The sequence below is a fragment of the Clostridium senegalense genome (assembly GCF_018916625.1).
GTDB classification, from domain to species: Bacteria; Bacillota; Clostridia; order Clostridiales; family Clostridiaceae; genus Clostridium_J; species Clostridium_J senegalense.
The window spans coordinates 1,026,189-1,039,423 of record NZ_JAHLNC010000001.1; the positions used below are offsets into that span (position 1 = coordinate 1,026,189).

The following is a 13,235-nucleotide window of genomic DNA, read 5'->3' on the forward strand; positions in this document are numbered from 1 at the left end:
GATTAATATTTTTGTGATTGTTATAATTTTGGACATTTTATTTTTAAACTCTCAAACAACTTTTCATTTCATACCTTGTAAGTATTTTATTCTCAAATAAATTATAGTCCTTTCCCTTTGGGGTAAAGTCAATATATAATTATTAAAAACATTTGGACAAAATTAAAAATATTATTAATTTAACTTCACTTCCAAATTAATAAACAATTATAAAACATTCACAATGTCAGTTATATCAGTTTTTAACATGATAACTATAACCATAATTTTCTTTTGTAGAAAACAATAAATATATCATTAATTCAATTTAATTTTAAAAATAAATAAATTTTTTCATTTAATAATATTATGAATTTTTATTTGATACCTCTCAATCCCCTTCTATACCTTCCCCTAGGGTCAACGTTTTCAATATACTAAAACTAAATTTTTCTCTTAATTTTAATTAAAATTTCTGTTACAAATTTATCTGTGTTTTTGGTTGTCCAATAATCTGTTACATATCTTTCATAGGATTCTTCACAGCATATATAATTATGATTTTTCGCCCACTCTTGCATTTTCATATAGGTTTCATTAATTGTTTCATGAGCTCCTATATGATAGCAAGCAACAGCCATCCATCCACCAAATTCCACACTTACTTCCTCTTTACACTTTAAAATTGTCTGTTGCATTATTCGTATATTATTGCACTTCCCATTAATTTTATTTTTAAATGATGGGAAACATATAATTACAGGTCCTGTTACTGCATTATTCATATCATCTATATAATTGTTAAATTCTATGTTTATTATTGAATCCATATAATCGTATTTAAAACTTTGATTTAAAAAAGTTAAAGTACGACTGTCTATGTATTTTACAGCCACATCACAAGCATTATTTTCAATTACCATCTGTGCCTCAACTATTAAATCGTGCCAATCTTTAACTGATCTTTTTTTTAAATTTATCTCTTTTTCAAGTTCATCTAATTCATCAATTTTTTTTCTAAACCTTTTATCAAAGAAGTCATAGGTTGTCCCTTTTAAAAACTCTCTCATTTCCTCAAGTTTAAATCCACTTTGTTTATAATACTTTATCATAGGTACAGCTAATAAATTTTTCTTGCTATAGTATCTATAGCCACTTTCATTGGCTACTTTATCTGGAGATAATATTCCCATTTTGTCATAATATCTTAATGCTTTAGTAGTTATTTGACATATTTCTCCAACTTTTCCTATTGAATATAATTCTTCTCCCATACTAAGACCACCTTTTTTATAATATTTTTAGCCTTTTTAAAATCTAAACTTGATAGACTTTAAGACTTTGAAAACTTTATCAAAAAGAATTTCCTCAACTAAATGTATAATATTTAACAATCCAAATTACAAATTAATAGAGGAATCCTTATTATTTAAGAAAATTAATTTTATATTTACAATGTTTATTAATATTTTAAATTTATTTAACAGAGATAAGAACTCTTTGTAATTTTCAAAATATTCGCCCTAAACTTATATTTATTAAAATACCTAAGTAATTTCTCTATAATCTTTATTTAAAACTTTCTATTTTTGTTATGTGTTTAATACAACTACCACAGCTAATAAACTTATAACTATAAGACAAATTTCTTTTAATAATAAGTAATTTAGATGAATTTTAAAATTATGATGTTACCAAAAATTATAAGGATGACTATGGTTTTAAAAACTTAATTCATATAATAAAAATTTTTAATAGAATTGAATTTTTAAATACACAGATTTCTTGATGATAAGAATATGCTTTTGATGAGAATTATAAATACTTAATTATGTATATCTATTATAAATATAGTTTGATAGTTTTAAATAATTAATGGACAATGTCAAACCTTAAAATATAGTTTAAAATAATAGAAATTATAAAAAGATAGCATTCTCCTTATAAATAATATTACTTATTCTCAACACAACTGTAAAGAAGAAACTCCTTCCATTTGTTTCCTATATATGGCATTTTAAATTTGTATATTTACTTTTAATCCATTAAAAAATTAAGATACTCAGTATGTTATAGGAAAACAAGCTCAAATTTATTCAATAATCTTAAAATATTTTTATACAAGATAAAGTGTTGAGTTGTAAGTGGTTCGGAGCATGTAGCACTATTTAGTTATCCAAGTTTTGGAATGGATAATTTTTAAAATAGCCTTGGAATCCTATAAATGCTTATTTGTATTTTTAAAATAAAGTCTGTTTTAATTATATATTTTGCCGTCAAAGCTAAGGATTCGCAATAAACTTTTATTTATTAAAATATGCTAAAGTCATTATATAATTCCAAATTTAATTTTACTTATAATTAACATATTACTTTAGTCAAAGTTAATAGTTTTAGTTGTTTAAATACATATGTTTTAAAATCTAAATTTAATTTTCTTAAATTGAATACATTTTTTATCATTATTTTTAATTATATTTTATTTTAACTAAATTTCTCATATTTTGCAAAACACATAAAAAAACCACTCATTAATGAGTGGTTTAAAAACGATATTTTATTCAAAAATTTTATCTAAAACCATTAATAACTCTTCACTTGTTGTTTCTCTAGGATTGGCTGTTGTACAAATATCCTTAAGAGCTGCATTAACAATTTCTTCTTTTAATGTTTGAGCTAAATTCATATCCGCACCTTGTTCTTTTAATGTTTTTGGAATCATTAATGTATTTTGAAGTTCTACAATACTTCTAATTAAATTATTAACGCCAATATGTACATTTGGTGCATGTAGTTTTAATAATTTCGCAAGTCTTTGATATTTTTTAGCTGCTGTACTATATTCAACTTTAAAAGTATCTTTATTTAAATTAGCATTATATTCAATAACATGAGGAAGTATCATTGCATTACTTCTTCCATGAGAAATATGTAACTTTCCACCTAATGCATGGGCTAAACTATGAGTAATACCAAGTCCAGCTGCATTAAAAGCCATACCTGCTAGACATGATGCATTATGAAGTTTTTCTCTTGCTACTATATCATTTCCATCAAGATAAGCTTGTGGTAAAAATCTAAAAGCTAAAGTTAAAGCTTTTTCTGCAAGTGCATCTGAAAAATCAGTAGCATCATTTGCAACATACGCCTCTATAGCATGTGTAATTACATCCATTCCTGTATCAGCAGTTATAGCTTTAGGTACAGTTTTTACTAGTTCTGGATCAAGTATAGCATAATCTGCAAGAAGAGATTTATCTGCAAGAGCGTATTTTAATCCTTCTTGTTTATTCGTAATTACTGCATACTCTGTTACTTCTGAGCCTGTACCACTTGTAGTAGGTATAGCATAGAATTCTTCTATTGAGCAAACCCCTCCAGTAACTTTTTTTGCATATTCTCTAATAGCCTTAGCTCCGTCAATTGATGATCCTCCACCAAGAGCTATAAGAACTTGTGCATTACAGCTTTGTAACTTTTGAATACCAGCAGCAACAACCTCTAAAGATGGATCAGGTACAATATCACTATATATAGCTACTTCGCAATTATCAAGTTTTCCTTGTATTTTTGCAGCTGTCCCTGAAGTTTCCATGAACTTATCACATACAATTAATACTTTCTTATTTTTAATTTCATTTAGTCTATCTAAAGAACCTTCTCCAAAATAAACATTTGTGTTAATACTAAATTCTTTCATATCTCTCTTCTCCTATTAAAAAATATTTAAGATATGAATGAAATTAGTTATTTTTAGTTTAAATATAAAATCAACTTACAATTTATAACAATCAAATTATAACAATCAAAGCAAGTCTATATAAACTTTGCTTATTTTATTATATCAATATTACTTTCACAATACAATACTGTTAGAAAAGTCAATTTAATTTTAATTATAAATGTTATCTTATTTGACCATTTCCAAATATTATATACTTATTAGTAGTTAGTTCTTTAAGCCCCATCGGTCCCCTTGCATGTAGCTTTTGAGTGCTTATGCCTATTTCTGCCCCAAATCCAAATTCCTCTCCATCAGTAAATCTAGTAGATGCATTTACATAAACTGCCGCTGCATCTACTTGTTGATGAAATTTTTGAGTATTTTGGTAATCATTTGTTACTATAACTTCAGAATGTCCTGAACCATATTTATTTATGTGACTTATAGCTTCATCTATGTTTTTTACTATCTTTATACAAATTATATAATCTAGATACTCTTTATAATAATCATCTTCATTAGATTGTATTATATCATTTACTACTGCTATAGATTTTTCGTCTCCTCTAACTTCTACTTTTCTTTTTCTTAATTCTTCCACTATTACTGGAATAAACTCTTTTGCTATATTTTCATGAACAAGCAACTTTTCTTCAGCATTACAAACTGCTGGTCTACTAGTTTTTGCATTTATAACTATTTCTTTTGCCATTTCCAAGTCGCTATTTTCATCAACATAAACATGGCAATTTCCTGTTCCTGTCTCTATTACTGGCACTGTTGCATTTTCTACCACTGACTTTATTAATCCTGCTCCCCCTCTTGGTATTAACACATCTATATATTCATTTAATTTCATCATACTTTTAACAGTTTCTCTGCTTGTATCTTCTATCAATTGAATACATTCTGTTGGCAACTGAGTTTTTTCTAATGCTTTTTTTAATACTTCTATAATTTTTTTATTAGAATTTATAGCCTCACTACCACCTCTTAATATTGTTACATTACCAGATTTTATACATAATCCAACTGCATCACAAGTTACATTTGGCCTTGCTTCGTATATTATTCCTATCACACCAAGTGGCACTCTTTTCTTACCTATTTGTAATCCGTTTGGTCTAGTTATTATAGAACTTACTTCCCCTACAGGATCTTCTAGACCTGCTACTTGCTTTAAACCTTTACTCATTCCTTTAATTCTGTCTTCATTTAAAAGCAATCTATCTAGCATTGCTTCTGATGTTCCCTTATTTCTTGCCTTTTCTATGTCAATTTTATTTGCTGATATTATTTCACTAATATTTTCTAATAATGCTTTTGACATTTCATTTAATGCTTCATTTTTTTTATTTGTTGAAATATTTGATAATATGTATGAAGCTTCTTTTGCTTTTTTACCTTTTAAAATTAACTCTTCCATATAGAATTTCTCCCTTTATATTTTGTCTATTTTTCTTTTCCTAAAAATAAAGTCCCTACATCTTCCCCATTTAATATATCAATAAGTATACCTGGGTCTTTTCCATTTGCTAATACCATATTGGTACTATTTTCAGTTACAATTTTTGCTGCATGTATTTTAGTTTCCATACCACCTGTACCTAAATTACTTCCTGCACCTTCTGCAAAACTTTGTACTTCTTTAGTTATAGATTTTACTTCCTTTATAAGTTTTGCATCTTTATTTGTTCTTGGATTAGAATCATAAAATCCATCAATATCTGATAGTATTATAAGAAGATTCGCATCTACAATAGTAGACACTATTGCTGCTAAATTATCATTATCTCCAAATCTAGATACATTTTCAATTTCATCTATAGACACACTATCATTTTCATTTACTATTGGAATTATTCTACTTTCTAACAAAGTTTCAAAAGTATTTACAACATTATTTCTACTTCTTTCGCATTCTATAATATCTCTTGTTAAAAGTATTTGACCTACTGAATATCCATACTCTCCAAATAATTTACTATAAATATTCATAAGGGCTACTTGTCCAACAGATGCTGCTGCCTGTTTTTCTCTAATAGTTTTAGGTCTTTCCTTTAAGTTCATCTTGCTTACACCTACTCCTATTGATCCAGATGTTACAAGAATTACTTCTTTCCCACTATTTATTAAATCTGATATTGACATAGCTATCTTTTCAATTCTTCTTAAATTTATGTTTCCATTGTCATAGGTTAAGGTTGATGTTCCAATTTTTATAACTATTCTTTTTGAGTTTTTAATGTTTTCACGATATTTCATTTCTCTTTCCTCTTAAGTTCCCTTCAATAATTTTATATTTAAATAAATTTTATAATATATATTATCATAAAAATATAAGTAGTTTATTAATATATTATGCATAATATTAAATATTTTTTAAATTTTACTAAATATATGTTATAAATTTTATATTTTCCTCTATTTTAAATTTTTTATAATTTACTTTTTTATTTTTCAATTATATTTAGTTAGTAAATTATATAAAGGTTTGAGTTTTTTATAAAAAATTTAAAAATCATTATATTTTTTACTCATAATAATATGTAAATTAACTAATTATAAATATATATTTAAAAATTTATAATTTCAAGAATTTTTAACATTTACGAGAAGAATTACTAGATTATTATTACAACATTTACAACTTAGGAGGAAAATTTATATGGATACGAAAGTTTTAGACAAAGCTAACATTATAGATTTATTATTTATTATATTAGGAAGTTTTATAAGTTCAATCGGAATAAATATGTTTTTAATACATGCTAAACTTTTAAGTGGTGGTGTTACCGGTGTAGCTCTTATATTTCAATACTTATTCAAAATTCAAGCTGGATACATAATTCTTTTATTAAATATTCCCTTATTTATCTTAAGCTTTACAAAATTAGATAAAAAATTCACTCTATATTCTTTGGTAGGAACATTATCTTTATCCTTATCATTAATATTAACAAGCTCTATATCTAATATTCTGAATATAACAGACACATTGCTTTACTGTTTATATGGTGGAGTTCTTAATGGAATAGGCTTTGGACTAATATTCGCACATCATGGCTCTACTGGCGGATTTGATATAATTTCTATGTTAATTAAAAGAAAGCACACCACTCTAAACATAGGTAAAATTTCTTTTGGTATAAATTTAATTATTGTTAGTATCAGTGCTTTTGTATTCGGGATAACTAGTGCCTTATATACGTTAATAGCTATGTATACAACTGCTTTTGTCCTTGATAATGTAGTTAAAGGATTAAATCAAACAAAATCTGTTTTCATTATTACTAATAAAGAGGACTTGGTAGCAAATTTTTTAATGAAAAATCTACATAGAGGAGTTACTTATCTTTATGGTGAAGGCGCTTATAGTAAAGACCAAAGAAGAATCCTTTATTGTATTATACCTTTAAGTCAATTACCTGAACTTAAAAATATAGTCACTTCTATAGATGAAAAAGCCTTTATCTCTATTTCAGATACATCTGAGGTTCATGGAAGAGGATTTAAACAAAGTTTATAAAGTTAAAAACTATGCTAAAATTTTAAGTTAGCATAGTTTTTTATTATTTTTTCATATATAAGCATAAAATATTTCTTTCCTATATTATATAATTTTACCTTTATAATAAAAAGGAACACTACAAATAATCTACATTATCCATATTTAATGTTAATTATTAAATAATCCAGCGCCTTTTATAATTTCCTGCTCTCTAAATAAACTTGAAACAGCATAATTATAATCATTTAAATTTTGTGCCTTCTTTATTTTCTTGGCATATTTTTTATTATCAGAAAATATGTAAATCATATATCCCCATAGTTCTTTCATTCTAAATAGAGCATTTCTATGTTCATTAAATAATTCTATATATTTATGTAAAATTTCATCATGAAAATCTTTTAATACTTCTTTATCTATACTAGTATTATTTTTTATCCCATTAATTAATCCTGGATTGGCTAGTACTCCTCTTCCTAACATCAATGTTTTTACTTGTGGAAAATCTTTTATTAGTTTAGTACAATCATCAACAGTAAAAATATCTCCATTATAGCATATTGGATTACTACTTAAAGATAATGCATCTTTAAATACCTCTAAATTCGGTTTATTTCCATAAAAATCTTTTTGTGTTCTAGGGTGAATAATTAATTCTTCCATAGGATATTTATTATAAATCTTTATTAAATCATAAAACTCTTCTGGATTATCTTTTCCTATTCTAGTTTTTACAGAAATTTTCATATCATCTATTTTAAATATTTCATCTAGAAACCTATCAAGTTCTTCTCTTTTAGCTAGAAATCCTGAACCCCTATTTTTTGACACAACCGTTCCAGCAGGACATCCTAAATTTAAATTAATCTCATTATAACCTAATTGTTGTAACTTTCTAGCAGTGATAATAAATCCCTCTGAATCGTTGGTAAGTATTTGAGGAACTATACTCATTCCTTTATTATTCTCTGGCAAAATGTCTCTTAATTCTTTAGTTTTAAGACTTCTACTTGTATTTGGAACAATAAAAGGTGTAAAGTACTTATCAATATTATGAAAAAATTTCTCATAAGAATTTCTATATATATATCCTGTGATTCCTTCCATTGGTGCTAAATAATATTTCATAACTAACTCCTTTATAAATATTCTAAAAAACATTATATCAGCATTCTTTTTTCTTATCTACTTAATGTTAAATATAAATAAGGCTGCAAACCATTTATTTGTCTACAGCCTGAGATAGACTCATAAGAGTCTATATAATTTTTTATTTTTAATTCAATTATTAATTAAAGCTAATTTGTTAAACTAAAAATCACATTGATAAGATATACTCTTCTATTTTATTTAACAATTCTTCTGTTGAATATATTCCCACTTGTTTTGTAACTATAGCTCCTTTATGACTAAAACTACTATGATTAGGTAATATGGCCTGCCCTCTCTTTGTAAACTCCCTGTCTACATCACTATCTCCTGCTGTTACTAATTTATTTATATTAAATTTTTTTATTATATAATCTACAGCTTTTATTTTGTTTATCTCACTATTCATTACAAAAACCTTTGATGCCATTTTAAATACTGAAAAATCATCTCCAAATTCATTATATAAAACTTTATATCCATCATAGGCTTTATCATCATTTGCAAATTTTACAATTACATAAAAATCTTCTACATTTATAATATCTTCATATTTAATATTTAAACTTTCTATATGTTGTATATTATTTTTAAGCTCATATAACTTTATAAAACTTCTCATATGTTTATCCCATTCTAAATCTAAATTACCATTTATATATATTTGTGCCCCATTTGTACATATTATTATTTTAGGACTATATTCTTTTATAAAATTAACTCTTAATATTTGTTCAATACTCCTCATTGTACAAGGTACAAATATGAAATTTTCCAATTTTAATAGTTCTTGAAGTTTATTGTAACTAATTTCTGTCATATAAGTTATTTCTCTATCCTCAATATGCTCTACGCACTTAAATCCTTTATTTCTTGAATGAATAATAGTTCTATCTAAATCTGTTATTAAATATAACTTCTCCATCTTAAATTTTACCCTCTTTAATTTTAGCTATATTTTAAGGCTTTACTATAATTAAATTTTTTGTAAGTTTTACATCTAAGTCATCCTCTGTAATTAAAACTACTTTATCATAATTTTCTTCTATATCAGATTTATTATATAAATAATATTTAATTCCATTATGGTAGAAAATATTTTTCTCCTTAATTGGATAACCTTTTTTATCATTACAATAAATAGGACTTCTCGTAGTACTTTTAAAATACACATCACCTTTAATATATGATGCTATTCTTGATGGAATATAAATATTTTCTCCATGCCCTAATACTAATATTTTTTCACTCTTTCCCAATAACTCTTCAATCTTACATGCTGCCTTAATGCACTCCTCTTCTGATTTTTGAATTTCGTTAAAATCCATTCCAAATTTTCCTGTAAATTTTAAATGTTCTCCTGTTCTTGTTAATACCTTTAGATTATTTATAGAAACTTTTTCATATAATAGATTTTCCTCACTATCATAAAACATCTCTTTGTTTTCTATCTTAATATCAGCTGATATTAAAGCCTTAACTTCTATTTCTATATTATTTTCTTTTATAAAATTCTCTAACAAATTTCTATACTCTAAATTTCTTAAATCTAAAACACTTAATATAGTATATTTTCTAACATTTGTAGTTCTTTTTAATTCTCTTATTATATTTATCATAGATTTTCCAGTGGTAATCTCATCATCAACTAAAATTATTCTATCTGCTTCTTTTAATTTATATGACTTTTCTGGAAAACATTTGTGAGTAGTAGCATGAGAATGTTCTTCTTCAAAATTCAATAAGGATTTTTTATCTTTAAATTCTTCTCTTGTAGTTGTAATATAGTAAGAGTTTTCTATAGATGCTGCTACTGCCATTCCAAGGCCAGTAGCAGTTTCTGCAAACCCTAAAATTGCTACATTTTCTTTAGTCCTGTAAGTTAACTTCATCGCCTCTTTAACTTGTTTTTCAAAACTATTTGGGTTTTTTAAATAATTTATAAGAGTATTTGTGCCATCATTTCTTCCATATATAGTAGAGGCTAATAAAAAACCTATAGCTTTGCAAACATCTGGTTTTACCTCTATATGTTTACCTAAAACTTTACTTATGAATAAAAAATTTCTCTTACTATTATTAATTCTATTTCCTATTGAAATTAAATCATCTATATCCATTCCATATATGTTTTCTCTTATTTTAACCTTCACTTTATTGCCCCCATTTCTAAAAACAACTTATCAAAAGATATATCTTTATTTAACACCCCAAAAATTTTCCCTCTATTACATATTTCTTTTGCCCAATTATAATGAGGCAAAATTTCATTCATCTTATTACCGTTATAACCTTTGAACACTCCTCCTGACTCTGCAGATTTCAATATGTTTTTAGCATCAATATATTCTTCAAACTCTACTGCATGCATAATATCTACATATATACCTTGCGTTGGATGAATTATTGTCTTACCACAAAATCCATTTTCCTTATCTAGCTCTATTTCTCTAATTAATCCTTTAACTTCATTAGAATTAATATCTGATGAGAAATACTCCCATACTGGTGCCGATATCACGTATCCATCTTTGCTCCTACCAAAAATATTAATTATATCAGTAAGGCAATCATTGACAACATTTATATCATATACACTACTACTTACTTTACGCCTTAACCCAAATATTGAAGAGAAATCTGTTCCTCCTACTCTAATGTTTAATATAAAATCTTTATACTTAGCTAATAAATCTTTTAAATATATAGTTTCTAACATTCTATTTTCTTTATATATTATTTCTTCACTCTCAAGAATAGGCATTCCATAAATTTTCTCATGAAACTTCTTATTTACTTTTTCTAAATGCTCTAAATAAATGGTAGCATTTTCTTTATTAAACTTAGGGAATGTGAATCCTGCAATTAATCCTAATTGATTTTTAGATAACTTTGATGTAAAGCTAATGAATTGGGAAGGGTTTCTTACTCTAATAAAAATTAAAGGAATAGAATTTTCATCTGTCTTTCCACTTATTAATTCATCATATATTTTATCTAAAAACTCTAATACATTTCTTTCCCCCCTACCAACCTCACTTTCTTTAATAGCATCTTCAAAACAAATGGTAATAGTACATATATCTTTTAATCTTACCGTGATTGTTTTATTATATAAATCCATCAAAGCATTCATATATAAATTAGCTCCCATGGCATATTTTAATAAATTTCTTTTTGTATATTTATTAAATTCCATAGGAATTTGATAAAAATTTTTATTACTAATACTTTCTAAATGTCTCATACTAAATTCTCCATTTTTACAACAATCTAATATTTTGCAATCTATTTTATAGTATGATTTTTACCAATTTTTGTTACCATGAAATTATTTTTATTTTTTACTCATTATAAAAATTCAAATAAAATAAGTTTATTCTACAAAAAAAATCCACGATAAAATATCGTGGATTTTAAATACTCGTATTTATGTACATTTAATTTTTATGCATGAATGTTTTTTACTTCTAAGTCTTTCTCTAAGTTGAATCTATATGAAACAAAACCATATAATACCCAACCTGCAAATGTTACTATTGATCCATAGAACATAGGTTGAAGTCCTGAAGAATATAATGCATATAAACTATATGCTGAAGCAACTATAGATATAAATGTTGTAATCTTAACTTTTCTATTTGGTACATTTTCTGATTTTAAAATTACATTAACTGCACCCATAGATAATAAATAAGGAATAACATTTGTAACTACTGCTAAATTAACAAGCACATCAAATTGTTTTGATAAAGTTGGACTAATTGTCATTAATGCAAGTAATGATTGAGTTATAGTAATTATAACCATTCCCATTATTGGAGTTCCATTTTTTGTTACTTTTCCAAATACTTTAGGGAAATATCCTTGAATTGCAGATGTTCTAAATACACCAGCAATTGTGAATTGCCATCCTAATAATGAACCAAAACATGATATTACCATCATACCCATTACAATTTTACCGATTGTTGGACTAAACATAGTTGAAAAAGCTAAACCAAATGGTGCATTAGTATTTAATAAGTCTGCATTTGGTACAATACCAGCTATAACATTTGTAGATATAATATATATAATTGCTGCACCTATTGTTCCCCCTAAACAAGCTATTGGAACATTTTTCTTAGGGTTATCAACTGCATCCATATTAGCAGAAGCTGACTCTAATCCTAAAAAGGCCCATAATGTTATTGAAATAGATTTACCTACGCCTTCAAAGAATGAGAAATGGTTAGGATTCCAAGCAGCTGCATAATCTGCTCCACTAAACCAGAACCAACCTACTGTAGAAATTACTAATACAGGGATTATTACTCCCCAAACTGTAAATGAACCAAGTTTACCAGTTATACTTGCACCACCAAAGTTTAATACAGTGGCTAACCATAATGTAAATATAGTCCATACTCCTACAGCTACTGGAGAAAGTTCAACTCCAAGTAATACAGATGCATACCCAACTGCCGAAATTGCTATTGCTATATTTGCTATTACTAAAGATATTCCATATGAATAGTTTGCCATAAAGCTTCCTGATTTACCGTGTGAATACTCAGCATATCCACCCATTCCACCTGAGTTTCTACTAAACATTCCACATTGAGCAAAAGCATAAGCTAATGCCATAGAGCCAAGGCCTGTTACTACCCATGATAGTATAGACATTGTACCTACTTCCGCTAGTTTAGTTGGAAGCATTATTATACCTGATCCCATCATGTTTATTGCAGTTATCATTGTTAACTGAACTACACTCATCTTATTTTTTTCTTTTTTCATAATTCTTCCCCTAATCATCTTTTATTTTAATACGTATACTTAAATTCAAATGAAAATTAGCCCATAGCCTAACTATAGGCTAATTTCAAG

General features: G+C 26.2%; 10 protein-coding genes. 1 reads left to right on the forward strand and 9 read right to left on the reverse strand.

Going from position 1 to position 13,235, the window contains the following annotated elements:
- Window positions 1-422: 422 nt before the first annotated feature.
- From KQI36_RS04840 to proB, 4 genes are all read right to left on the reverse strand, one after another.
- Window positions 423-1,253: a MerR family transcriptional regulator gene (locus KQI36_RS04840; protein WP_010293449.1), complete on the reverse strand. Its 831-nt coding sequence runs from the start codon at window positions 1,251-1,253 to the stop codon at window positions 423-425.
- 1,283 nt (window positions 1,254-2,536) lie between these two features.
- A complete protein-coding gene (locus KQI36_RS04845; RefSeq protein ID WP_216449859.1) occupies window positions 2,537-3,679 on the reverse strand; it encodes a 1-propanol dehydrogenase PduQ in 1,143 nt (380 codons plus the stop codon).
- 205 nt (window positions 3,680-3,884) lie between these two features.
- Window positions 3,885-5,129 carry a glutamate-5-semialdehyde dehydrogenase gene (locus tag KQI36_RS04850; RefSeq protein WP_216449860.1) on the reverse strand — a complete coding sequence of 415 codons (1,245 nt, stop codon included), beginning with the start codon at window positions 5,127-5,129 and terminating at the stop codon, window positions 3,885-3,887.
- A gap of 26 nt (window positions 5,130-5,155) precedes the next feature.
- Window positions 5,156-5,968 (reverse strand): glutamate 5-kinase, encoded by an 813-nt coding sequence (gene proB / locus KQI36_RS04855; RefSeq protein WP_216449861.1) that lies wholly within the window; start codon window positions 5,966-5,968, stop codon window positions 5,156-5,158.
- Window positions 5,969-6,371: 403 nt separating this feature from the next.
- Here proB and KQI36_RS04860 point away from each other — a divergent pair, with 403 nt between their 5' ends.
- The gene (locus KQI36_RS04860) at window positions 6,372-7,232 is read left to right on the forward strand and encodes a YitT family protein (protein WP_216449862.1); all 861 of its coding nucleotides are present in this window, start codon (window positions 6,372-6,374) and stop codon (window positions 7,230-7,232) included.
- A gap of 150 nt (window positions 7,233-7,382) precedes the next feature.
- Here the strand turns inward: KQI36_RS04860 and KQI36_RS04865 are convergent, their stop codons facing one another.
- From KQI36_RS04865 to potE, 5 genes are all read right to left on the reverse strand, one after another.
- Window positions 7,383-8,342: a tRNA dihydrouridine synthase gene (locus tag KQI36_RS04865; RefSeq protein ID WP_216449863.1), complete on the reverse strand. Its 960-nt coding sequence runs from the start codon at window positions 8,340-8,342 to the stop codon at window positions 7,383-7,385.
- A 190-nt stretch (window positions 8,343-8,532) separates the two neighbouring features.
- Window positions 8,533-9,288, reverse strand: a complete 756-nt coding sequence (locus KQI36_RS04870; RefSeq protein WP_216449864.1) for an HAD family hydrolase — start codon at window positions 9,286-9,288, stop codon at window positions 8,533-8,535.
- Between the two features lie 34 nt (window positions 9,289-9,322).
- Window positions 9,323-10,516, reverse strand: a complete 1,194-nt coding sequence (locus KQI36_RS04875; RefSeq protein WP_216449865.1) for a phosphoribosyltransferase domain-containing protein — start codon at window positions 10,514-10,516, stop codon at window positions 9,323-9,325.
- The gene (locus KQI36_RS04880; protein WP_216449866.1) at window positions 10,513-11,610 is read right to left on the reverse strand and encodes an HpcH/HpaI aldolase/citrate lyase family protein; all 1,098 of its coding nucleotides are present in this window, start codon (window positions 11,608-11,610) and stop codon (window positions 10,513-10,515) included. Before KQI36_RS04880 ends, KQI36_RS04875 begins: the two co-directional genes overlap by 4 nt.
- Before the next feature lie 200 nt (window positions 11,611-11,810).
- Window positions 11,811-13,145, reverse strand: a complete 1,335-nt coding sequence (potE, locus tag KQI36_RS04885; RefSeq protein WP_010293464.1) for a putrescine-ornithine antiporter — start codon at window positions 13,143-13,145, stop codon at window positions 11,811-11,813.
- Between the last annotated feature and the right edge of the window lie 90 nt (window positions 13,146-13,235).